General features: G+C 40.8%; 24 protein-coding genes and 2 tRNA genes. 17 read left to right on the top strand and 9 right to left on the bottom strand.

Features of this window, described 5'->3' with window-relative positions; translation table 11 throughout:
• Positions 1-56: 56 nt before the first annotated feature.
• Entirely contained in the window at positions 57-257 is a 201-nt protein-coding gene (locus tag BACCOP_RS04785) for a PG1828 family lipoprotein (RefSeq protein ID WP_007566906.1), read from the bottom strand.
• A 302-nt stretch (positions 258-559) separates the two neighbouring features.
• Here BACCOP_RS04785 and mtaB point away from each other — a divergent pair, with 302 nt between their 5' ends.
• The 5 genes from mtaB (at position 560) to BACCOP_RS04760 (ending at position 4,267) form a co-directional block, all read left to right on the top strand.
• Entirely contained in the window at positions 560-1,876 is a 1,317-nt protein-coding gene (gene mtaB, locus BACCOP_RS04780; protein WP_007566904.1) for a tRNA (N(6)-L-threonylcarbamoyladenosine(37)-C(2))-methylthiotransferase MtaB, read from the top strand.
• Positions 1,876-2,898: a glycosyltransferase family 2 protein gene (locus tag BACCOP_RS04775; protein WP_040311836.1), complete on the top strand. Its 1,023-nt coding sequence runs from the start codon at positions 1,876-1,878 to the stop codon at positions 2,896-2,898. Before mtaB ends, BACCOP_RS04775 begins: the two co-directional genes overlap by 1 nt.
• A gap of 187 nt (positions 2,899-3,085) precedes the next feature.
• Positions 3,086-3,967, top strand: coding sequence for a bifunctional methylenetetrahydrofolate dehydrogenase/methenyltetrahydrofolate cyclohydrolase FolD (gene folD / locus BACCOP_RS04770; protein ID WP_007566899.1), 882 nt, complete (start codon positions 3,086-3,088; stop codon positions 3,965-3,967).
• Positions 3,968-4,090: 123 nt separating this feature from the next.
• Positions 4,091-4,164 (top strand) — tRNA-His (locus BACCOP_RS04765).
• Between the two features lie 29 nt (positions 4,165-4,193).
• Positions 4,194-4,267 (top strand) — tRNA-His (locus BACCOP_RS04760).
• A gap of 110 nt (positions 4,268-4,377) precedes the next feature.
• Here BACCOP_RS04760 and BACCOP_RS04755 read toward each other — a convergent pair.
• Together BACCOP_RS04755 and BACCOP_RS04750 are read right to left on the bottom strand one after the other, a co-directional pair.
• The gene (locus BACCOP_RS04755) at positions 4,378-5,370 is read right to left on the bottom strand and encodes an ISAon1 family transposase (RefSeq protein WP_155162804.1); all 993 of its coding nucleotides are present in this window, start codon (positions 5,368-5,370) and stop codon (positions 4,378-4,380) included.
• Positions 5,336-5,722, bottom strand: coding sequence for an ISAon1 family transposase N-terminal region protein (locus BACCOP_RS04750; RefSeq protein WP_007565224.1), 387 nt, complete (start codon positions 5,720-5,722; stop codon positions 5,336-5,338). The genes BACCOP_RS04755 and BACCOP_RS04750 overlap by 35 nt, the downstream gene beginning before the upstream one ends.
• 79 nt (positions 5,723-5,801) lie before the next feature.
• On the opposite strand from BACCOP_RS04750, the gene BACCOP_RS04745 reads away from it, so the two are divergent.
• Positions 5,802-6,587 (top strand): hypothetical protein, encoded by a 786-nt coding sequence (locus tag BACCOP_RS04745; RefSeq protein WP_007566896.1) that lies wholly within the window; start codon positions 5,802-5,804, stop codon positions 6,585-6,587.
• On the opposite strand, the gene BACCOP_RS04740 is transcribed toward BACCOP_RS04745, so the two are convergent.
• Positions 6,584-7,747 (bottom strand): IS4 family transposase, encoded by a 1,164-nt coding sequence (locus BACCOP_RS04740; protein ID WP_007564783.1) that lies wholly within the window; start codon positions 7,745-7,747, stop codon positions 6,584-6,586. The genes BACCOP_RS04745 and BACCOP_RS04740 overlap by 4 nt on opposite strands.
• 132 nt (positions 7,748-7,879) lie before the next feature.
• On the opposite strand from BACCOP_RS04740, the gene BACCOP_RS04735 reads away from it, so the two are divergent.
• Positions 7,880-8,266, top strand: coding sequence for a hypothetical protein (locus tag BACCOP_RS04735; RefSeq protein WP_148315636.1), 387 nt, complete (start codon positions 7,880-7,882; stop codon positions 8,264-8,266).
• 12 nt (positions 8,267-8,278) lie between these two features.
• Here the strand turns inward: BACCOP_RS04735 and BACCOP_RS04730 are convergent, their stop codons facing one another.
• Positions 8,279-9,478, bottom strand: coding sequence for an MFS transporter (locus BACCOP_RS04730; protein WP_040311815.1), 1,200 nt, complete (start codon positions 9,476-9,478; stop codon positions 8,279-8,281).
• 109 nt (positions 9,479-9,587) lie between these two features.
• Positions 9,588-10,607 carry a phenylalanine--tRNA ligase subunit alpha gene (gene pheS, locus BACCOP_RS04725; RefSeq protein WP_007566888.1) on the bottom strand — a complete coding sequence of 340 codons (1,020 nt, stop codon included), beginning with the start codon at positions 10,605-10,607 and terminating at the stop codon, positions 9,588-9,590.
• 156 nt (positions 10,608-10,763) lie between these two features.
• Here pheS and BACCOP_RS04720 point away from each other — a divergent pair, with 156 nt between their 5' ends.
• Genes BACCOP_RS04720 through BACCOP_RS04710 form a run of 3 tightly spaced genes read left to right on the top strand, consistent with a single transcriptional unit; the run spans position 10,764 to position 13,459 of the window.
• Positions 10,764-11,621, top strand: coding sequence for a DUF4348 domain-containing protein (locus BACCOP_RS04720; protein WP_040311814.1), 858 nt, complete (start codon positions 10,764-10,766; stop codon positions 11,619-11,621).
• 33 nt (positions 11,622-11,654) lie between these two features.
• On the top strand, positions 11,655-12,665 hold the full coding sequence (murB, locus tag BACCOP_RS04715; protein WP_007566884.1) for a UDP-N-acetylmuramate dehydrogenase: 1,011 nt from the start codon (positions 11,655-11,657) through the stop codon (positions 12,663-12,665).
• A 17-nt stretch (positions 12,666-12,682) separates the two neighbouring features.
• The gene (locus tag BACCOP_RS04710; protein WP_040311813.1) at positions 12,683-13,459 is read left to right on the top strand and encodes an MBL fold metallo-hydrolase; all 777 of its coding nucleotides are present in this window, start codon (positions 12,683-12,685) and stop codon (positions 13,457-13,459) included.
• A gap of 6 nt (positions 13,460-13,465) precedes the next feature.
• Here the strand turns inward: BACCOP_RS04710 and nth are convergent, their stop codons facing one another.
• Together nth and corA are read right to left on the bottom strand one after the other, a co-directional pair.
• Complete coding sequence (gene nth, locus BACCOP_RS04705; protein ID WP_007566880.1) at positions 13,466-14,113, bottom strand: endonuclease III; 648 nt, start codon at positions 14,111-14,113, stop codon at positions 13,466-13,468.
• Positions 14,114-14,155: 42 nt separating this feature from the next.
• Positions 14,156-15,205 carry a magnesium/cobalt transporter CorA gene (gene corA, locus BACCOP_RS04700; RefSeq protein WP_007566878.1) on the bottom strand — a complete coding sequence of 350 codons (1,050 nt, stop codon included), beginning with the start codon at positions 15,203-15,205 and terminating at the stop codon, positions 14,156-14,158.
• 155 nt (positions 15,206-15,360) lie between these two features.
• Between corA and BACCOP_RS04695 the strand changes: the two genes are divergently transcribed.
• From BACCOP_RS04695 to queF, 3 genes are read left to right on the top strand one after another with little or no spacing between them, the layout of a single operon-like run.
• A complete protein-coding gene (locus BACCOP_RS04695; RefSeq protein ID WP_007566876.1) occupies positions 15,361-16,047 on the top strand; it encodes a queuosine precursor transporter in 687 nt (228 codons plus the stop codon).
• 1 nt (position 16,048) lies between these two features.
• Positions 16,049-16,708 (top strand): 7-cyano-7-deazaguanine synthase QueC, encoded by a 660-nt coding sequence (gene queC, locus BACCOP_RS04690; protein ID WP_007566873.1) that lies wholly within the window; start codon positions 16,049-16,051, stop codon positions 16,706-16,708.
• A gap of 34 nt (positions 16,709-16,742) precedes the next feature.
• The gene (gene queF / locus BACCOP_RS04685) at positions 16,743-17,198 is read left to right on the top strand and encodes a preQ(1) synthase (protein ID WP_007566871.1); all 456 of its coding nucleotides are present in this window, start codon (positions 16,743-16,745) and stop codon (positions 17,196-17,198) included.
• A 91-nt stretch (positions 17,199-17,289) separates the two neighbouring features.
• Here queF and BACCOP_RS04680 read toward each other — a convergent pair whose 3' ends face one another.
• Complete coding sequence (locus tag BACCOP_RS04680) at positions 17,290-19,161, bottom strand: DNA polymerase III subunit gamma/tau (protein WP_007566869.1); 1,872 nt, start codon at positions 19,159-19,161, stop codon at positions 17,290-17,292.
• 119 nt (positions 19,162-19,280) lie between these two features.
• Here BACCOP_RS04680 and BACCOP_RS04675 point away from each other — a divergent pair, with 119 nt between their 5' ends.
• Genes BACCOP_RS04675 through BACCOP_RS04660 form a run of 4 tightly spaced genes read left to right on the top strand, consistent with a single transcriptional unit; the run spans position 19,281 to position 23,438 of the window.
• Positions 19,281-20,024: a polyprenol monophosphomannose synthase gene (locus tag BACCOP_RS04675; protein WP_007566867.1), complete on the top strand. Its 744-nt coding sequence runs from the start codon at positions 19,281-19,283 to the stop codon at positions 20,022-20,024.
• Between the two features lie 2 nt (positions 20,025-20,026).
• Positions 20,027-21,370 carry a dihydroorotase gene (locus tag BACCOP_RS04670; RefSeq protein WP_007566865.1) on the top strand — a complete coding sequence of 448 codons (1,344 nt, stop codon included), beginning with the start codon at positions 20,027-20,029 and terminating at the stop codon, positions 21,368-21,370.
• 3 nt (positions 21,371-21,373) lie between these two features.
• Positions 21,374-22,279: a vitamin B12 dependent-methionine synthase activation domain-containing protein gene (locus BACCOP_RS04665; protein ID WP_007566862.1), complete on the top strand. Its 906-nt coding sequence runs from the start codon at positions 21,374-21,376 to the stop codon at positions 22,277-22,279.
• Positions 22,280-22,286: 7 nt separating this feature from the next.
• On the top strand, positions 22,287-23,438 hold the full coding sequence (locus tag BACCOP_RS04660; RefSeq protein ID WP_007566859.1) for a metallophosphoesterase: 1,152 nt from the start codon (positions 22,287-22,289) through the stop codon (positions 23,436-23,438).
• Positions 23,439-23,449: the final 11 nt, after the last annotated feature.

Genomic DNA, 23,449 nt, shown 5'->3' with positions numbered 1-23,449 from the left:
AAAGTCTGAATGCTTTCGCATGCCAGACTTTCAATTCTCTCGAATGTTGTTCGAAATTATTCAGCTACTACTGCTGCAGAATCAACTGCTGCTGAGTCAGCTACTACTGCTGTAGAATCAACAACTGGAGCTGCTTCTTCTACTGTTTCAACTGCTGCAGTTGAGTTAACTGTTGATTCATTGTTAGCTGCTTTGTTACCGCAAGATGCGAAAGATACAGCAGCGAATGCTACGAACAAAAATACTAATTTTTTCATTTTCTTTGCTTTTTAAAATCTGTAATACTTATGTTGTTTTCTTAAAACGATGCAAAGATATAGACTTTTTTAATACGTTGTTCTCTTTAGGGCATTTTTTTTCAAAAAAAATATGTTTTAAAATACTTTTCTTCATAAAAGATGTTTTCGGATATGGGAATATGGGGGAATATTCGTATATTTAAACGATTTTTCTGCATGTTTTTAGGGGAGATGTTTTTTCGGTGGTGAAAGCTCTCTTCCTTATCTTTGTGTTCCGATAATAATACGTAACTTTGCATTCAAATTATTATATTTAAAGTATGACAGATACAACTATTTTTCAAAATAAAAAGGCTGTTTATTATACATTAGGCTGTAAACTGAACTTTGCGGAAACTTCTACCATTGGAAAAATGCTTAAGGAAGTAGGAGTCCGTACCGTACGTAAAGGTGAGCAGGCTGATATTTGTGTAATTAATACCTGTTCGGTCACTGAAATGGCAGATAAAAAATGCCGTCAGGCTATTCATCGTTTGGCGAAAGAGCATCCGGGAGCTTTTATCGTAGTGACTGGATGTTATGCGCAGCTGAAGCCTGGACAGGTAGCAGATATTGAGGGAGTCGATCTGGTTTTGGGTGCTGAACAGAAAGGCGATCTGATGAAATATTTGGGAAATTTGGAGAAGCATGAGCATGGTGAAGCTATCACTACTGCCACAAAGGATATACGTACCTTTGTTCCTTCATGTTCTAGAGGTGACCGTACCCGTTATTTCCTGAAGGTACAAGACGGATGTGATTATTTTTGTTCGTATTGTACTATACCTTTTGCGCGAGGGAGAAGCCGTAATGGTAAAATTGCTGATCTGGTAGAGCAAGCTCGTCAGGTGGCAGCAGAAGGTGGAAAAGAAATTGTACTTACTGGAGTAAATATAGGTGATTTCGGAAAAACTACAGGAGAAAGTTTCTTCGATTTGGTAAAGGCACTTGATGCGGTGGAAGGCATTGAGCGGTATCGAATTTCTTCCATTGAGCCTAACCTGCTTACCGATGAGATTATAGAGTACGTAGCACGGTCACGTCGTTTTATGCCTCATTTCCATATTCCGTTGCAGTCAGGATGTGATGAGGTGCTTAAATTGATGCGTCGCCGGTATGATACTGCGCTTTTTGCTTCCAAGATACATAAAATCAAGTTTCTGATGCCCGATGCCTTTATCGGTGTAGATGTGATTGTCGGTACAAGAGGAGAAACGCCCGAATACTTTGAACAGGCTTATGAGTTTATACAAGGGTTGGATGTAACCCAGCTTCATGTGTTCAGTTATTCGGAACGCCCTGGTACTCAGGCTTTGAAAATAGATTATGTAGTTTCTCCCGATGATAAATATCAAAGAAGTCAGCGTTTACTGGTATTATCGGACGAAAAGACAAGAAGTTTTTATGCTCGTCATATTGGTCAGGAAGCAACTGTATTGATGGAACACTCCAAGCCAGGTTGTCCTATGCATGGGTTCACCGATAATTATATCCGTGTAGAACTGGAGCAGAACGATGCTTTAGACAATCAGTTAATACGCGTACGTTTAGGTGATTTTAATGATGACGGAACCGCGTTGAAAGGTATTATATTATGATAAAAGTTTCGGTCGTTATATTAAACTGGAATGGCGCAGATATGCTGCGCCGTTTTTTGCCTTCTGTCATTTCGTGTTCGCAAGGAGAGGGAATAGAGGTTTGTGTAGCCGATAATGGCTCATCTGATGATTCCTGCCGGATAGTAGAAGGAGAGTTCCCTTCTGTCCGTCTGATTCGTCTGCCTGAGAATTATGGTTTTGCAGAAGGATATAATAAAGCATTGGAACAGGTTGATGCTGAATATGTTGTGTTGCTTAACAGCGATGTGAAAGTTTCATCAGGCTGGTTGTCAGTAATGGTATCATATATGGATTTGCATCCGGAGGTTGCAGCCTGCCAGCCTAAAATTCTCGACTGGAAAAATAAAGAATATTTTGAATATGCAGGGGCGGCTGGTGGATTTATCGACCGATATGGGTATCCGTTCTGTCGCGGCCGTGTGTTTGATACGGTAGAAAAGGATATTGCACAATATGATGCTCCGGTTTCCATTTTCTGGGCTACGGGTGCAGCTTTATTTATCAGGCTTGACAAATATCGGGAAGCAGGGGGACTCGACGGACGTTTCTTTGCACATATGGAAGAAATAGACTTGTGCTGGCGTTTGCGCAGCCGTGGCTATGAGCTGGTTTGCCTGCCTCAAAGCGTAGTCTATCATGTAGGTGGGGCCACATTGAAGAAAGAAAATCCTCGGAAGACGTTCTTGAACTTTCGCAATAACCTGCTTATGCTTTATAAAAATCTTCCGGCTGAAGAGCTTGTTTCAGTAATGCGGATACGTACATGCTTGGACTATCTCGCAGCCTTGTTCTTTCTGCTTAAAGGAGATGTTTCTAATTTTCGTGCGGTACTTCAGGCTAGAAAAGAATTTCTTCGTTTACGTCCGGAATTTGCTTCAGCTCGTCAGGAGAATTTGGATAAGACTGCTCTCGCAGATATTCCAGAACATTTTAAATTCAGCATCCTGTGGCAGTCGAAACTGCTGGGTAGAAAAAAATATGCAGATTTACCTGTGAAATAAAAAGTTTTTTTGTTTTGAGGCTTGTTTCTCGCTCTTGGAAACCTCGTCGTACCCACTGATAGATGGGTAGAATACAAACTGAATCAGTGTTAATAAAACATAAACCGTTCTTTTTCTCGGTTAAGCATCCCTGAAAAATTGTACATTTGTTAATACTACAGATAACCTAATAATTGCAGTTTATATTATGATATTAATTAATGGAAAAGAGGTTTCGGAACAAGTAAAGCAGGAAATTGCTGCTGAAGTTGCCGATATAGTTGCCCGTGGCGGTAAGCGTCCACATCTGGCTGCGGTTTTGGTAGGGCACGATGGGGGTAGTGAAACCTATGTTGCAGCAAAAGTAAAGGCTTGTGAAGTTTGCGGTTTCAAATCTACTCTTATTCGTTACGAAAGTGATGTGACCGAAGAAGAACTTCTAGCGAAAGTGCAAGAGCTGAATAATGATCCCGATGTGGATGGATTTATCGTACAATTGCCTTTGCCTAAACATATTTCAGAACAGAAAGTCATAGAAACAATCGACTATCGTAAAGATGTTGATGGCTTCCATCCGATAAACGTAGGCCGTATGTCCATCGGGCTTCCTTGTTATGTTTCTGCAACTCCCAATGGTATCTTGGAACTGCTTCGACGCTATAATATAGAAACCCAGGGTAAAAAATGTGTTGTACTTGGAAGAAGTAATATTGTCGGAAAACCAATGGCAATGCTGATGATGCAGAAAGCATATCCGGGTGATGCTACCGTAACAGTCTGCCATAGCCGTAGTAAGGATTTGGTGAAAGAATGTCGTGAAGCGGATATAATTATAGCAGCTTTGGGACAGCCTAATTTTGTAAAGGCAGATATGGTTAAGGAAGGGGCTGTTGTAATTGATGTCGGTACAACTCGTGTACCCGATGCAACAAAAAAATCAGGATTTAAACTTACCGGAGATGTGAAATTTGATGAAGTGGCTCCAAAATGCTCATATATAACTCCAGTTCCCGGTGGTGTAGGACCGATGACAATTGTATCGTTGATGAAGAATACATTGCTGGCTGGTAAGAAGGCTATATATAAATAATGCTCCTTCTAGAAGGTTTTACAGCATAAAATGAACTTTTATGAAAGATTTTTCTCAAAAGTGTTTGCAAATTCAAAATAAACATATATCTTTGCACTCGCTTTTGAAAGGGTAATCAACATGGTGACTATAGTTCAGTTGGTTAGAGCGTCAGATTGTGGTTCTGAATGTCGTGGGTTCGAGTCCCACTAGTCACCCTTTCATAGAAGCAACCATTTTTAATATGGTGACTATAGTTCAGTTGGTTAGAGCGTCAGATTGTGGTTCTGAATGTCGTGGGTTCGAGTCCCACTAGTCACCCTTCTGAAAATGAAAGCGATCTTCAAATGAAGGTCGCTTTTTTTGTGTTTCCAGTTTGCTTTTCTTTATTATTTGTTTATATTTGCATAAAAATATGGGTCAGTAGAAATTTAGTGGGGATACGCATATAGCTTCGCAATGCGGAATAAAAAGAACTTCTTATCAGCTACTCCTCTTAGATTTGCTCTGAACAGTTTAATTTTTGCATTGAACGATTCTGCCATCGCATTTGAAGAACGATGGTTGTAGAAATTCAGTATTTCATCATAGTGCTCATAGAAAGTAGCAGCAATGACATTAAAAGAATGCATCCCTGCTTCTTCTACTTTATTATACCATCGTGCCATAGCCAGACGTGCAGCGTCCTTTATGGTGTTCTTAGAGAAAATCATCCGCAGGGAATGGCACAAACCGTATGCCTTTTTGATGTCAGGGTATTCCTCAAATAGGATTGCTGCCCTTTGCTTCTGTTTTTCTGTCCATTTATCAGCTGACTTGAAAAGCAGATACCGGGAGCGTATAAGTAATTCCCTACGGGTATCGCCATTGGAATATCGGTATGGGACATAATCTTCGTTCTTCCGCTTAGCTTCTTCCATTTCCTCATTGGCCTGCTGTATGGCATCCCAACGGTGTTTGATGCGTAATTCCTGCACAGCATCACAAGCTAATCTCTGAATGTGAAAACGGTCTATCACACGGCTGGCTTCAGGAAATGCAGTCCGTACAATCTTGCGCATGGAGTCTGAAAGGTCAAGTGTCACTTCTTTAACGGCATAACGGCTTTCCTCGTCAATTCGTTGCAGCACAGCTATTACATCCTCTGATTTAGTTCCTGCCACGACAGCTACCAGGGAGCACTCTCTCGTACAGGCATCACGGTTGGTTACAAAGGTGTAAAGTTCACCGTTGGAGAGTGAGGTCTCGTCAATCGCCAGATACGGTCCCATATTTTCCGGAAACAGCATCCATTCACCGGCATGGGATAACTGTTCCCAATTACGATATCCGCTGAGAACCTCCTTGTACTGTTTTTCAAATGTATGACCATCTATATGATAGAATTCCTCAAGCGTACGGCAGGTCACTGGGGATGTCTCCATACGTTTCTTTTAAAAAAGCCCCAAATTCTTTGGAGTATCTGGTTCCCTTGGCTACAACATCGAGGTCGATGGGAATACTGAAACTTTTACCTGTGCGCAAGTCCGTCCAACGACGACGTCTGATCTTGAGGATTACCTTATGGTCCCGTATGGGAAAGTCTGTCACATTAACAGCTTCCATAAAACCTTTGGATTCAAAATGTTCGTCATTGCTTAACTTGGAATTCATCTTTTCATCCAGACTAATATGAATCTCTTGAGAGGTTTGTTCAACTCCAGAGATAAGAAAGTAATCTAATATCTGAGCCGGCAACACGAGGCTGGCTAGCATGTTCAAATAATCGTTTTTCATAATGCGAAGTAAGCAATACTTTACGAGTATAAAAAATAATCCCCACGAAATTTCTACTGACCCAAAAATATAAATAACTATGAAATTGCGTACAGTTGGTAAATTAGGTGTAATACTTTCTGTTATACTTTTTTGCATAGGAGTAGGGCTTTATAGCTTTGCTCGTTTGAGTCTTGCAGAAAGTGGAAAGGATGCTGATTTGCTTGCTGTTGTTCCTTCTGATTGTATCGGACTTTTGGAAACTGATAATATTGAGTTTATGGTCAATGAGTTTCCACAGGCTGCTTATGCAGGACAGCTTGATACACTTCAAAGCAGTGGACTTTTTTCTGTTGTGGGAGAAGACATGATTCCTTACATCGTAGAGAATGCTCACGATTTACATAATCAGATGAATTATATGATGGTGAGTTTTCATGCTCCGATTTCTTCTCGTAATTTGGTTATGTATTTTCGTACCAATGAATCTGGAAGGAACTTCATTCGCGAAATGATAACCAGAAAGGGACTTTCTTTTTCAGCTAAAAAAGAAACTTATAGAGGAAAAACGATAGAGATTTACCCCGTAAGTAATAATGATTTCATATCTTGTTACAATGGCAAGGGATTTTTGGCTGTCAGTTATCAGAAGAATCTGATAGAAAAAGTAATAGATGCCGAGAAAGACGAAAAGTCATTGCGCCAGGATGTCGGATTTACTTCTATCGCTCATGCTAAGACGGCAAATTTTTTGACTTTATACGGACATACAGCGTCGATACCTTTACTGGCAGAAGAAAATACTGATTGTTGGAGTGAATTTGATATTCATTTGAATAGTGAAGTCATTAGTGTCCCGTTAAAATCGGGACGAATTAAATATTAATCAAACAACCCCGGGAAAAGGGGATTTAATTGCTCTTTGACATCATTGAAATTAGTCTTATTGAACAACTCTTGTAAAGGTGTTTTATCCGTTAATGAAATGCTCAAAATCTGTAGGACCTCATAGGTCGAACGGCTTAAGTGCAAATCATGTTGGATAATAGCTACCAAACAATAAGTGATAATAGCCACACTTATCTGAATACGGACTGCGTTTTCTGTGGTGCCCCAGAACCTTTTGATTTTAAGGTGCTGCTTCAACCATTTGAAGAACAGTTCTACAAGCCATCTCTTTTTATAGAGATTAGCTACATCAAGTGCAGATATATGTTTGGCATTTGTCAGGAAGGTAAATTCACGATCATCTTCTTCATCATAGAACCTGATAATCCTGAATGATTCCGGATACTTCTTTTCAGAGGTATATCCTGATAATTTCACTTCAGCATCAGATAGTATATTCTTTGGTAGTCTGCGTTTCCATTTGCAGAACTTAAATTTAAGATTCGACTTGGCTCTTACGACAAAGAAAGAGCCAGTAAGATGAATCCGATATAGTTCCTTAAACGAATCATACGCTCTATCAAAAATATAGTATGCATTTGGTTCATAATGAATTGCAGACATTGCTGTTGAGTCATGTTTTGAAGCTGTGGTTACTGTAAAAAAAGCCGGAACCTGAGCCTCAATGTCATAAAGGACATGTGCCTTGACTCCACCTTTTTTACTTCGAAATTTAGCCCAAGGAAATGTTGCCAAACATAACGGAATGGTGGTTGAATCAAAAGCGTACTTCTTTCCTTCGATATCCAGAATATGAGTAGCTCGTTTATCACTGGCTTCTTTCATCATGAAGAATGCAAAATCTTCAAAGATTCTGTAATCCCTATTTTGGTTAGCTGATGCAAGTGTGGTTTTGGCCAAGGGTTCACGACCCAATCCCAAATGATAACACTTGGCTTGATGTGCTTCCAATGCAACAATCAGGTCGCGTAGGCTCTCACGATTGCTTAGCTGTCCGAACATCATAGCAAGAAGCTGGTTCCAGCAAGTGAAATGTTTGACGTAACGATTTCCATCGTATTTGTCCACGATTCTTCTGAATTTATTGTTGTTCAAAAACTCTACCAATTGAGCGAAAACATATTTGTCTTGATTCATTTGAAGCCATTTGATTTGGTTTCAAAGGTACAATTTCAAATCGTCGCGCTTTACAAATAGAGTATAATAAGCTATATTTCAGTTATTTCAAAGAACTATTTATCCACTTTTACGGGACAGTAATGTAGTGAAGTGTTTTATCTGAGTGGCTCTATGTATGCTTCCGATTCATGCCTATATAGGGTAGAAGAACGGTTAAAGTCCATTCAGCCTCTTCGTGAGGACAGTGTGCTCATCCTTTCCGGTCAGGAAAAGGTGGATTCCTGCATTTCGCAAGTATTGTCTATTCCGCAACACACGTTGTTTGATGAGTGTGTTTCGAATCTATCGCGCGATGCATCCTTTATTATGGTGGCAGATGTAGATAAGCTGGCACAGAACCTGGGTGCATATAAAAATTATCTACCTGCGTTTATTTATGACCATGTAGAATTATTCCGTTCGTTTATCTTATCAGTCCAAATTACGAATGTAAACAATAAGCTTTCGCATATATTTGTTTTTACCTATAAAGAATAGGAGATTCTTGGTTTATCTGAGTTTATTCTTCAGGAAATGCGGACCGGCTTTAAAATGGAAGTAAATAACAGAAACTACAGTCAGAAAGGCTCCAAACAGATAGGCTGCTCGGAAAGAAGCTATTTCTGCAATGTACCCTCCACTCAGCATTCCTATTCCTAATCCGACATCCCATGAGGTCAGATAAGTACTTGTAGCCGTTCCTCGTTGGCTGTTGGGGGCAAGGTTGACGAATAAGGTGTTATAAGCGGGAAACATTGTTCCAAACCCGATTCCAAGCAATAGGGAGATAAGGAAGAATAAAATAATAGTAAATGAACTGTTCCAATTGATAAGCCATCCGCAGGCTGTCAGACCGAAATAGCAGATACAGACAAGGTATAACCCAGCAGAGATGACCTGTGTAATCATTCCTTTGTCTACCAGGCGTCCACTGAAGAGTCGGCTGATAGCCATTCCTACAGCCATAAGAGTAAAGAAGAATCCTGTTTCTGCAGTGATACCTATTTGCTTGGCATACATTGCTACGTAGTTTGTTGTCATGCCGTAGGGAATAGATAACAGTAATAAGCTGAATCCGGCAGGAAGTCCTTTTAACAAAATAAACCGGTCCAATGAAATCGGCTCTCTTTTTACGGGAGGTTTATAGGGTGTTTTCACCATGGTAGCTGCCAGAAAGCCTAATATGCAAGAGACCAGTGAATAAGAAAAAATGGTGATATATGAAGCTCCTCCGCTATGAAGGAACAATCCAAACATCGGTCCGATGGACATAGCCAGATTGTTTGCCAGTCCATAATATCCCAAACCTTCTCCGCGACGGCTGGAAGGCATAATGTCTATTACTACCGTATTTCCGCCAACTGTAACCATACCGAATGATATACCGTGTATCACACGAAATATAATGAATAATGCCAGCAAGCCAGCTACCATATATCCGGCAAATATCAGTGTAAAGATAAAGTAGGCAATCAGGTAGAGAGGTTTACGGGCAAAAGTATCGAGAAAATATCCGGAAAACGGACGGATACAAAGAGAGGAAATGGTATAGCAGGAAAGCACTATACCTATTGTTGTATTTGAAGCCTCGAATATCTCTGAAAGATAAAACGGAAGGACTGGAGTCAATAGCCAAAAGCCGAAATATAAAAGGAAATTGGCTGCCAGTATACAACAATAGCTTGGTGTAATAAGACGTTCCTTTTCCATATTTGAAATTTGCAAAACGCGGATTAACATAGACTTTTACAGAATTCTTTAAGGTTGAATCTATAAAGAGCCTGCGTTAATCCGCGTTTTCTTTATATATAATAAAAAATTAGTTTGCTGCTTCGAATTCTTCGAGGAAACGAGTATCGTTTTCCGAGAACATACGCAAATCTTTTACTTTATATTTTAAGTTGGCAATACGTTCTACTCCCATACCGAATGCATAACCAGTGTAAACTTTACTGTCGATACCGTTAGCTTCGAGTACTGCAGGGTCAACCATACCGCAACCCAAAATTTCTACCCATCCTGTATATTTACAGAAAGGACATCCTTCGCCACCACAGATATCGCAGCTGATATCCATTTCCGCACTAGGTTCAGTGAACGGGAAGTATGAAGGGCGCAGACGGATTTTTGTTTCAGGACCGAACATTTCTTGTGCAAACTGAAGCAAAACTTGTTTCAAGTCTGTGAATGAAACATTCTTATCGATATACAATCCTTCTACCTGATGGAAGAAGCAGTGTGCACGATAGCTGATAGCTTCGTTACGATACACACGTCCCGGACAGATTACGCGGATAGGAGGTTTAGAAACTTCCATTACGCGGCTCTGTACAGATGAAGTATGTGTACGTAAGATAATATCAGGGTGACTTTCTATGAAGAAAGTATCCTGCATGTCACGTGCCGGATGATCTTCGGGGAAGTTCATAGATGAGAATACATGCCAGTCGTCTTCCACTTCCGGACCGTCAGCAATAGTGAATCCCAATCTGTTGAAAATATTGATTATTTCGTTACGTACGATGCTTAACGGGTGGCGTGTACCCAGCTCTATCGGGTAAGCTGTACGAGTCAGGTCCAGTTCAGTTGCGCTGTTATCCTGACATTCGAAAGCTTCTTTCAGTGTATTAATACGCTCCTGAGCATGATTCTTCAATTCATTCAGTTTCATGCCGACTTCTTTTTTCTGTTCAGCGGGTACATTGCGGAAATCCGCCATAAGCGCATTGATTATACCTTTTTTACTTAGGTATTTTATGCGCAGAGCCTCCAGCTCTTCTGCATTCGAAGCAGTTAAGTTCTCCACTTCCTGAAGTAACTGTTTTATTTTTGCTAACATATTTTCCTATATTATTATTTTTTTCTAGTGCACAAAGGTAAGGATTTAAACTGAAATTTTGTCTTTTTATGCTCATAAAAAAGAAAACTGTAAATGTTTTATTCGCCAAAAGAAAAAAAGACGTATTTTTGCACATGATTTTTCAGAAGCACTAAGATGAAAAAAATTTTATTTGGGTGTTGTGTATGTATGCTGGTCAGTTCTTGTGGGGGAGGAAAAAAGAATGTAGACCCTTTTGAAACGTTAACTAAACAAATTGACTCGCTGACAGTTGGGCATGACACATTGCAGGGAGAAGCTCCGGTTGTAGAAGAAATAGTTCCAGCTACGGCCGATGAAAGCTTTGCCGATTTCTTTTATAATTTTGCTTCCGATGAACACTTCCAACGTTCTCGGGTGAAGTTTCCTATTTCTTATTACAAAGGTGAACAGGTAGTACGAATGGCAAAGAACGAATGGATATACGATCCTATGTTCAGTCGTGAACCGGTTTATACTGTCCTTTTCGATAAGGAAGAAGATATGGAGATGGAAAAAGATACAGCTGTGCATAGTGTACAGGTGGACTGGATTTATCTGAAAGAGAGAAAAGTAAAACGGTATTATTTTGAGCGAGTTTCAGATTGCTGGTATCTGGAAGCTATAAATAAAGAGAAGCTTGCCTCGGATGCGAATGGCCGTGAAGATTTTTTCGATTTTTATAACCATTTTGTCAACGATTCCATATTCCAGCTTGAACGTTTACATCGTCCATTGAGTTTTGTGACTGTAGATCCTGAAGATGAATTTCAGATTCTCGAAACTACATTGGATGAAGGACAGTGGTTTTCATTTCGTCCTCCTATGCTTAAAGAGCGTTTGACTAATGTCCATTACGGACAGAAGGAAATGCCTGATGCCAATCAGAAAATTATTGAATTTAAAGGATTTGGTAATGGCTTTAGCAATACGCTTTATTTTGAATATCACGGAGGTAAATGGATATTGATGAAATTTGAAGATTTGAGCGACTAAGTTGCTCCGTTCAGTATAGAATAGTAATATAAAATGAAAGAACTGACAGATTATTCTCTTTTACGTCATAACACATTTGGCATGGATGTGCGTACTGCACATTTTGTTGAATATGAATCAGTAGAAGAACTTTGTGTTTTTTTGAAGCAGAAAAATTATGAACTTCCATTATTACATATTGGAAGGGGAAGTAATTTGCTCTTTTCGGGCGATTATCAAGGAACAGTACTTCATTCCTTGATAAAAGGTTATGAGGTAGTAAGTGAAACGTCAGATACTGTAGATGTGCGTGTAGGAGCCGGCGAAGTATGGGATGACTTTGTGGCGTACACTGTGCAGAAAAATCTGTATGGGGCTGTAAACCTGTCTTTGATACCTGGAGAGGTTGGAGCTTCTGCCGTACAGAATATCGGAGCCTATGGAGTTGAGGCTAAAGATTTGATAGTAAGTGTAGATACAGTTTGTGTTTCTACCGGAGAATTACGGCAGTTCTCGAATGAGGAATGCTGTTATGCATATCGTAAAAGTATATTTAAGCAAGAACTGAAAGGCAAATATATTGTCACGCATGTCACTTACCGTTTGAGTAAAGTTCCGGTATGGCATTTAGATTATGGTAATATCCGTACAGAGCTGGATAAAGCATCTTGTCCGTTGACATTAGACAATCTGCGTCGTATCATTATTCGTATCAGAGAAGAAAAACTTCCTGATCCGGCTCAAATGGGAAATGCCGGAAGTTTTTTTATGAATCCGGTCATTCCTAAAAAGCAGTTTGCTGATTTACAGTCCATATATACCGATATGCCTTCTTATCCGGCAAGCGAAGATTGCGTGAAAGTTCCTGCCGGATGGATGATAGACCGTTGCGGATGGAAAGGAAAATCGTTGGGACGTGCCGGAGTACATGCCCGTCAGGCGTTGGTCCTTGTCAATCTGGGGGGAGCTACCGGAAAGGAAATCATGGCTCTTGCAGAAGCAGTTGTTGCTTCGGTAAAGGAAAAGTTTGGTATTGATATCCATCCGGAAGTAAATTACATTTAAGACTACTTGATTATATAATGAAAGTTACTGTATTAGGAAGTGGAACATCTACGGGAGTGCCTCAAGTGGGATGCGGATGCCCGGTATGTACAAGTACCGATCCGCGCGATAACCGTTTGCGTTGTTCTGGATTGATTGAAATGGAAGGAGTGCGCATTTTGATAGATTGCGGTCCTGATTTCAGAGAACAATGTATTAGAATGAACGATTTTCGTCCTATTGACGGGGTATTGATAACTCACGAGCACTATGACCATGTGGGTGGGTTGGATGATCTTCGTCCTTTTTGCAGTTTCCGGGATGTACCTGTCTATGCGGAAGGATATACTGCCGAGCGTTTACAAAGACGTATGCCTTATTGTTTTGTAGAACATCCGTATCCGGGAGTTCCCAGTATTCCACTTTCTGTCATCGAGCCGTATAAACCGTTTCAGGTAACAAACTTGTCCCGACATTCGCTGGAGGTTGTTCCTTTTAGAGTAATGCATGGTAAACTGCCGATATTGGGTTATCGGGTGGGTAAGGTAGCTTGGATAACAGATATGCTTACAATGCCTGATGAATCGTATGAATTTTTACAAGGATTGGATTATCTGTTTATAAATGCATTACGGATAGAGCCGCATTGGACACATCAGTCGCTGGCTGAGGCTTTGGAGCAAGCTTCACGTATCGGAGCTGGCGAAACTTATTTCATACACATGAGTCATCATATGGGATTGCATGCAGAGGTCGAAAAGCAACTTCCTCCGCATGTGCATATGGCATACGACGGACTGGTTGTAGAACAATAATTGAAGCTATTTGATTTTTGCTTTCAAAGACTCTTTACATATTCCGTTGAGTCCGCATTCTTCACATTTGGGGTTGCGTGCTGTACAGACGTATCTTCCATGAAGAATCAGCCAGTGATGAGCCGTCGGTATTAAATTCTCAGGAATATATTTTACCAGATGTTTTTCTGTTGCTAAAGGGGTTGTACATGTTTTGGGTACAAGTCCGATGCGATGACTGACACGGAAGACGTGTGTGTCGACTGCCATTGCAGCTTTGTTGAATACCACACTTTGAATTACATTTGCGGTTTTTCTTCCTACTCCGGGGAGTTTTACCAGTTCTTCCAAAGTTCCTGGAACTTCACTCTGAAAGTCTTTTACCAGCATTTGAGCCATTCCTACCAGATGCTTGGCTTTGTTGTTTGGATAGCTTACACTACGTATGTATTCGTAAACTACCTCAGGGGTGGTGTTTGCCAGAGCTTCGGGAGTTGGAAATGCCGAAAAAAGAGGAGGAGTTATCATATTGACACGCTTGTCTGTACATTGCGCACTTAATATCACAGCTATAAGCAGCTGAAAAGGATTTTCATAATGCAATTCTGTTTCTGCTACCGGAATTGCCTGTTGAAAATAAGTTATTACTTGTTTATATAATTCTTGCTTTTTCATGTGTTTACAGATTGAAAATAAGTCTTATTTAGTATTTCTTATTTAATACCATCTTTTATGCTTAAAGTAGAAATATACGATTACCCCTACGGCAAGCATCAGTCCCCAGGCAAAGAAATAACCGTATTTCCATCCCAGTTCAGGCATCCATTGGAAGTTCATTCCCCATATCCCGGCTAAAAACGTCAGTGGGATAAAGATGGTAGAAACAATGGTGAGCTGTTTCATGATGCTGTTCATTCGCTGGTCGTTGTTTGCCAAATAAAAATCAACCATTGCAGAAAGCAGATCACGGCAGCCTTCCAGTGTCTGCAATACAAATTGCAGGTGGTCGTTTACATCACTGAAGAAAGGTCGGTTCGCTTTATTCAATAATTGGTTTTCACTGTGAAGTAATTTATTGATTTGCTCTTTCAGAGGAAATATGCTTTTTTTAATCAGCCGGTAATTTCTGCGGTATCTCTGTATTTCTTCTATTCCCGGTTGTTTTTCAGGTATGGGAGAAAGAGGCGATAAGAATTGTTCTTCCTGATCCTCCAGGTCATCTTCCATTTTAGAAATGATAGACATGAAACTTGCCATTACGCTGTTCAGGATTACACTTAGTAAAAAGTCGGATTGGCGGTTACGTATCTTCAAGACATTTTTTTCAAGTGCTGTATTGATTTCGTTGAAGAAATCAGTTTCTTTTTCGGTAAAGGTAAGTACAAAATTTTTCCCTTGCACGATACAGAGTTGTTGTGGTACGAATTCATTACAGTCAGTATTCGATAACTGTTTTAGAATAACCAGATTATAAGTATCGTGTTCTTCTATTTTAGTTGGATGCTCTGAGTTTAGGATATCTTGTATGGTCAGGAAATCAATGTTGAAATAGTTGCATATTTCATGTATGGTTTCTGTATTCTGTAATCCGTGCACTTGTATCCAGTTGATACAGTTTTCTTTTATTAAGGGCTGTATATCTTTTATATCGTGTCCTCGAAAAGTCTGGATTTGTTCAGCGTTGTAGCTGGAAACATGCAAATGGGTAGGAGTTTCGCTTTCTCCTATGTAATTCAGTTTTTCGCTGAGCAGGTTATTTTTCGTCATGTCTGAATGAATTTGATATGTACAAATATAACGGTTTATTTGTAAATTGGCAAAAAGTTCCTACCTTTGCAGCCAAATTAAAAAAGAGAACATTAACATGCGATGCCGTGAATAGCGGCCGTGTATTCTAGAACACCACGTAAAAAACAGGAGCGATGAAAAAAGACAACCTCGTATCAGTGCCTTTTATGGTTTTGGGCATTGTGTTTTGTGTCTGCTTAGTGGCAGCCAATCTTTTAGAAACCAAAGTAGTTCAACTAGGTCCGATTTCTATTACTGCCGGACTGCTTGTTTTTCCTATTTCTTACATTATCAATGACTGTATTGCTGAAGTCTGGGGCTTCCGTAAAGCGCGTCTTATCATTTGGATGGGATTCTTGATGAACTTTATGGTAGTTGCCTTGGGGCAGATAGCAGTAGCTTTGCCAGCAGCTCCTTTTTGGGAGGGAGAAGAAAGCTTTAACTTTGTTTTTGGTATGGCGCCACGCATTGCTGTAGCCAGCTTGCTTGCATTTTTAGTTGGTTCGTTTATCAATGCATATGTGATGAGCCGTATGAAGATTGCTTCGCATGGGAAGAATTTTTCAGCGCGTGCCATCCTTTCTACTGTATTTGGTGAAAGTGCTGATTCGCTGATTTTTTTCCCTTTGGCTTTTGGAGGACTGATGCCTATCTCTGAATTAGGAAAAATGATGTTGGTTCAGGTTGTTCTTAAGACAATGTACGAAATAATTATTCTGCCTATAACTATTCGAGTAGTGAAATACATCAAGCATGTAGACGATTGTGACGTGTACGATGAACATATTTCTTACAATGTGTTGAAAATAAAGGAGATTTGATATGAATAAAGATGCTGCACTTGTTGTCTTTAGCGGAGGGCAGGACTCTACGACCTGTCTTTTCTGGGCGAAGAAACATTTTAAAAAGGTATATGCTTTGAGTTTCCTGTATGGACAGAAACATGTGAAAGAAGTAGAACTGGCACGTGAGATAGCTCGCAAGGCAGAAGTTGATTTTCATGTGATGGATGTTTCTTTTATCGGCCATTTGGGTAAAAACTCATTAACCGATACTTCCATTCATATGGATGAAGAAAAGCCAGAAGGTACTTTTCCGAATACGTTCGTTCCCGGCCGTAATTTATTCTTTTTGAGTATTGCTGCTGTATATGCTCGTGAACGGGGTATCAATCATATTGTGACAGGAGTATCACAGACCGATTTTAGTGGATATCCGGATTGTCGTGATGCTTTTATCAAATCGTTGAATGTTACGTTGAATCTCGCCATGGAGGAACAGTTTGTCATTCATACTCCGTTGATGTGGATAGATAAGGCTCAGACATGGGCACTGGCAGATGAACTGGGTGTTCTTGATCTGGTGCGGAATGAAACGTTGACATGCTATAATGGCATTCCCGGAGATGGATGCGGACATTGTCCGGCATGCAAATTGCGCCGTGAGGGACTTGAAAAATATTTGGCAATAAAGAATAAGTAACAGATGATACTCTATTCGGTATAAATAAACGGCTATGGAAAGAAAAGACGAACTGACAATATTAGGAAAGAATACAGTTTATAAACAGGATTATGCTCCTGAAGTTCTGGAAGCATTTGTAAACAAACATCCTGAAAATGATTATTGGGTACGTTTCAATTGCCCTGAGTTTACCAGTCTTTGTCCTATTACAGGACAACCTGATTTTGCAGAAATTCGAATCAGTTATTTGCCAGATGTGAAAATGGTAGAAAGCAAAAGTTTGAAATTATATCTGTTTAGTTTCCGAAATCATGGTGATTTTCATGAAGACTGTGTGAATATTATCATGAAGGACCTGATTAAGCTGATGGATCCTAAATACATTGAGGTAACAGGTATCTTTACTCCTCGTGGTGGAATATCCATTTATCCGTATTGTAACTACGGTCGTCCTGGTACGAAATATGAGAAACTGGCAGAATATCGTATGCAGAATCACGATTTGTAAATCGTAAAGATATATTAGAACAGAGGAATGAAAAACGGACTTAGTTTCAACCGTCTTTCATTCCTCTGTTTTTTTAAGATAATTCCAATATTTAAGATAATTCCAGTCCGAAAGCCTCTTTTAATTTCAGTAGACTAGGATTCTTTTTACTCATCATCTGGAAACGCTCTACATGACTGTAGGCGCGGAGATTTTCATTGGCTGCACTTACACGGACTGTCATCTTTATTTTTCGGTTGTGCAACTGCTGGCGTAAATGTGTTTCTATTTGTGGGGCCAGTTGCGACATGTATTTCTGTACCATATCGTTGTCTACAGCCACTTCAAATGTTGTCTGGTCTTTGAGCAAGTGAGGCTGCATGTTCATCATACGTGCAGCATTGGCTGCTTCCTCTTTGGGCAGACGAGTCGCAAATTCCCGCCAGTAATAGTTCAGATTCTTTTCATTGAAGATATAATCCTCGTAGGTCTGGTCTGCCGGTACAGTTGCAGCTGTATTTACCGGTCCGTTGTTTGCAGCTTGTGGCTGGACAGCTTGTCGCCGGATTGATATACCTATGCTTCCTGCTTTCATTACAGGAATTTTCTTTTCTGTATTTGCTTTAGGTATCGGACTGGGATGTGCCGCAGCAGAAACGTTGGTAGTTGGAGCCGCTGGCTGCTGTACCGCAGCTGATCCATTAGGAGCAGATGGTTTTGCTGGCTGCTTGGGAGCTGTACTTCCGTAGTTGCCTGATACCTCATGGGTAGCCTGCGGATAAGGCTGGCTGTTTGAGGCCTGAGAGGATGAAGAAGATGGCTGTCCCTGATTAAAGGCTGGTTTTAAGGTCTGTTTGGTAGGGCCTTGCCCCCCACCAGGAACATCATTGTCGCCTGTTAGCTGGGCAAGTTGAATTAAGGTCAACTCTACCAGCAGACGTTTGTTTTTGCTTACTCGGTAATTCAGGTCACAGTCGTTACACAATTTCATGGCTTTATATAAGAACTGCGGGCTGCATTTCTGAGCCTGAGCCTGATAGCGGTCGCGTATGGATGCACCTACTTCCAATAACTGTAATGTTTCATCATCACGACTTACCAGCAAGTCGCGGAAATGTGAAGTTAATCCTGTTATAAAATGGTTGCCGTCAAAGCCTTTTTTCAGAACTTCGTTGAATGTAAGCAGGCAGTCGGAAACCCTGTTCTCTAAAAAGGCATCCGTCAGTTTGAAGTAATATTCATAATCCAGCACATTCAAGTTCTCTATTACACTTTGATAAGTGATATGCCCGTTGGTAAAACTTACAACCTGGTCGAAAATAGACAAGGCATCACGCATACCACCGTCAGCTTTCTGTGCAATAACGTTCAGAGCCTCCGGTTCTGCTTCAATATGTTCTTTTCTGGCTACATTTTCCAAGTGTTCTACCGTGTCGTTCACACTGATACGATTGAAATCGTATATCTGGCATCGACTCAGAATAGTAGGAAGAATTTTATGCTTTTCGGTTGTGGCAAGAATAAATATAGCATGATGAGGCGGTTCTTCCAATGTCTTCAGAAAGGCATTGAAAGCTGCCTGAGAAAGCATGTGTACCTCGTCGATGATATATACTTTATATTTTCCAATTTGTGGCGGGATGCGTACCTGTTCGATCAGCGAGCGTATGTCTTCTACCGAGTTATTGGATGCGGCATCCAGCTCATGAATGTTATACGAACGCTGTTCGTTGAAAGCACGGCATGACTCACATTCATTACATGCTTCTCCATCGGCAGTAGGATGCAGGCAGTTGATTGTCTTTGCAAATATTCGCGCACATGTTGTTTTTCCGACTCCTCGTGGACCGCAAAACAGATAAGCATGTGCCAGCTTTTGATTGGCAATCGCATTTTTCAGGGTGGTCGTCAGGGCGCGCTGTCCTACAACAGTATCGAATGTTGCGGGACGATATTTACGTGCCGATACGATATAATTTTCCATATGCCGATATAAGTGATTAATAGTTTTTATGTTCGGAAATACAAAAGTACATAAAATCTCGGTTTTCTCATGGGCTTGACCTGAAATATATTTATCTTTGTCACAAAATAAAGTAAGTTATGCAGACAAGTGACAGTATCGTTATTATCCCTACTTATAACGAAAAAGAAAATATCGAAAATATCATCCGTGCAGTTTTCGGTTTAGAGAAATGTTTTCATATTCTGATTGTTGAAGATAATTCTCCCGATGGTACTGCTGATATTGTACGGAAATTGCAGGCTGAATTCCCAGAACGCCTTTTCATGATAGAAAGAAAAGGAAAATTAGGCTTGGGCACAGCGTATATTGCAGGTTTCAAATGGGCTATTCAACATCAATACGATTATATATTCGAGATGGACGCTGACTTCAGCCATAATCCGAATGATTTGCCTCGTTTGTATAAGGCTTGCCACGATGAAGGAGCTGATGTTGCTATCGGTTCACGATATATAAGTGGTGTAAATGTGGTGAACTGGCCTATGGGACGTGTATTGATGTCATATTTCGCATCGAAATATGTACGGTTTATAACAGGTATTCCTGTGCATGATACAACAGCAGGATTCAAGTGTTATAAACGTAGGGTTTTAGAAACGATACCTTTAGACAATATTCGGTTTAAGGGATATGCTTTTCAGATAGAAATGAAGTTTACTGCTTATAAGTGTGGCTTTAAAGTAGTGGAAGTTCCGGTTATTTTCGTCAACCGTGAACTGGGAACTTCTAAGATGAATAGCAGTATTTTTGGTGAGGCCGTGTTCGGAGTGATACGGTTGAAATGGGACAGTTGGTTTAAAAGTTATCTAAAAAATAAGTAAATATGAAACGTACATGGATTTATAACGCAACGATTGTAAACGAAGGATTAAAATTTGCCGGTTCTGTTGTCGTTGAAGATGATACTATCTGTGAAGTGCTACAAGGAGAAGTTCGCCCTTCTGTACCTTGCGATGCCGAAATCGACGCCCGCGGTTGTTACCTCATCCCTGGAGTTATAGATGATCATGTACATTTTCGTGATCCGGGATTGACGCATAAGGCTGACATGGCAAGTGAAACTGCGGCTGCGGCAGCAGGAGGAGTAACTTCGTTTATGGATATGCCTAACTGTAATCCGCAGACAACAACTCTGGAAGCTCTGGAAAACAAGTTTGCCGATGCTGCAAACAAGTGTATCGTAAACTATTCGTTTTATTTCGGAGCAACCAATAACAATACGGAGTTGTTGCAGCAGCTGGACAAGAAACATGTGTGCGGTGTAAAACTGTTTATGGGAGCCAGTACAGGGAATATGCTTGTTGACCGTATTGAATCCTTGCGGAAAATCTTTTCGGAAGCAGGTATACTGATTGCTGCTCACTGTGAAGACCAGACTATAATTCGATGGAACACGGAACTTGTAAAATCAAAGTATGGTGAAGAAGATGTGGATATTCTCTTCCATCCTCGCATACGAAGCGAAGAGGCTTGCTGGCGTTCGTCTTCGTTGGCTGTACAGCTGGCTAAAGAAACAGGAGCACGCTTGCATATTCTCCATGTCAGTACAGCACGCGAGCTGGAACTTTTCGAAGATAAACCGATATCTGAAAAGAAGATAACTTCGGAAGCATGTGTTTCACATCTGATGTTCTGCGATGAAGACTACAAAACGTTAGGAGCACGCATTAAATGCAATCCAAGTATTAAAACAAAGAACGACCGTGATATGTTGCGCCGGGCTCTGACAACAAATCGCATTGATGTCATTGGTACAGACCATGCTCCTCATTTGTTGAAAGAAAAAGAGGGAGGAGCTTTGAAGGCTGTATCTGGTATGCCGAGCCTGCAATTCTCTCTGGTCAGCATTATGGAACTTGTACATGAAGGCGTTTTGACCGTAGAGCAGCTGGTACAGAAGATGTGTCATGCTCCTGCTGAGTTATTCCAAATAGAAAAGCGTGGATATATCCGTCCGGGATATAAAGCTGACCTGGTTCTGGTTAACCCGGATAGCGAATGGGAAGTAACGTCAGATTGTGTTTTGAGCAAGTGTGGATGGAGTCCGATGGAAGGAAGACGCTTCCATGCGAAAGTAGAAAAGACATTTGTAAACGGAACATTAGTTTACAGCGACGGCAAGGTGGATACTCTTCACCGGGGAGAGCCGCTTGCTTTTAACCGATAAGAAATGCAGACAGACATTACGACAGTAGTTTACGATATACACGATTTGACAGAGTATATTAACTGGATTTATTTTTTTCATGCATGGGGATTTCAGCCTCGTTTTGCGGCTATTGCAGATATTCATGGGTGCGATGCTTGCAGAGCGAGCTGGCTTGCCTCTTTTCCCGTGGAAGATAGGGCTAAAGCTGCCGGGGCTATGCAGCTTCATAAGGAGGCAAACCGTATGCTGAACAGTGTGGACGGAAAATATAAGGTATATGCCATTTACCGGCTCATGAATGCCAATTCGGATGGTGATAACCTGCTGTTGGAAGGAACTCGCTTTCCGCTATTGAGGCAGCAGACGCGAGTTCGTCCGGACGATCCGTTTTTATGCTTGAGCGATTTCGTGCGTCCGTTGTCATCGGGGATACCAGATACAGTAGGAGCTTTTGCTACAACCATCGACGAGAATATGGAACAACCGTTCGAGGGCGATGATTATAAATTGATGCTTGTCAAAACCTTGGGCGAGCGTCTGGCAGAAGCTGCGGCCGAAAAGGTGCATGAAACTATCCGGAAAAGCGTATGGGGGTATGCCAAGGATGAACATCTCACCATGAAACAATTGCTCAATGAGGATTATCAAGGTATACGTCCTGCTGTAGGATATCCGTCTCTTCCTGATATATCGGTCAGTTTTTTATTGGATGAGCTGCTCGATATGAAGCGTATCGGTATCAAACTCACTGAAAACGGTATGATGCAGCCTCATGCTTCAGTATGTGGGTTGATGTTTGCCCATCCTGCATCTCGTTATTTTTCTGTGGGGAAGATAGACGAAGAACAGCTTGCCGATTATGCTGCCCGACGAGGATGTGAGGTAAGTGAAATCAGAAAATACTTAGTAGCTAACCTGCAACAATAATAGGATTATGATATTGCTGAGAGTTTCGTTGTTTTTTATCGTGTTGTTACTGTTGCCCGACTGGTATATATATAAGGTATATATAAAGTATATCCAGCATAAATGGCAAAAAAGATTATATTGGCTGCCCACAGTTTTGTTGCTGATGGTATTGCTTGTTTTCATCGTAGCACATGATTCGTTACACGATGCTTTTGGCATTTATCTTATTGTTACATTGTGCGCTGCTGTTCCCAAACTGGTTTTTGTATTATGTGATATCCTGATGAAGGTGTTGCGTAAGTTTCTTCGTATACCGTTGTTTGGGAAAACCGTATCGTCTGTTGTAGCAATTGTCACGCTTGCTTATCTGCTTTTCGGAGCAATTAAAGGAAAGGAATATTTCCAGGTTAAGCAAGTTGTCTTTTCTTCACCCGATTTACCTGAGTCTTTTGACGGATATCGTATTCTTCAATTGTCCGACATACATGCCGGAAGCTGGAAAGGTAATGCTGAAGCACTCCGTCGGGCTGTTGAAATCTGTAACGCACAGCACCCTGATCTGGCCGTGTTTACGGGTGATCTGGTAAATAGTCGGGCCGATGAGATTAAGGAGTTTATGCCTGTTCTGTCAAAACTTCGTGCAAAGGATGGGGTATTTTCTGTATTGGGAAACCACGATTATGCTACGTATGTGCAGTGGGACAGTGAAGCAGACCGTCTTGCTAATATTGATACGCTTCTGGCAAGACAGGAACAGATGGGCTGGAAGATGCTTATGAATGACCATCAGATACTGCATCGTGGAAATGATTCTATCGCTTTAATAGGAGTAGAGAACAGTGGTAAACCTCCTTTTCCCGATTGTGGGGATTTACCTCGGGCACAGAAAGGCACGGAAAGTATGTTCAGGGTTTTGCTGAGTCATGATCCAACTCACTGGAGAAGAAGCGTTCTTCCGGATACCGATATTCAACTGATGCTTGCCGGACATACTCACGATATGCAGATCAACTTATTCGGCTTTTCATTTTCACAGTTTATTTATCCCGAGCATAAAGGTCTGTATCTGGAAGGTCAGCGGGGACTTTATGTCAATATCGGGCTAGGTTATGTACTCTTTCCGATGAGGCTGGGAGCATGGCCAGAGATTACAGTCATTACTTTACGAAGAAAATAATAATTCCTAAA

It is taken from the genome of Phocaeicola coprocola DSM 17136 (assembly GCF_000154845.1).
GTDB lineage: Bacteria > Bacteroidota > Bacteroidia > Bacteroidales > Bacteroidaceae > Phocaeicola > Phocaeicola coprocola.
The sequence above is the reverse complement of the archived record's forward strand: the minus strand, read 5'-3'. Positions and strand labels throughout refer to the sequence as shown.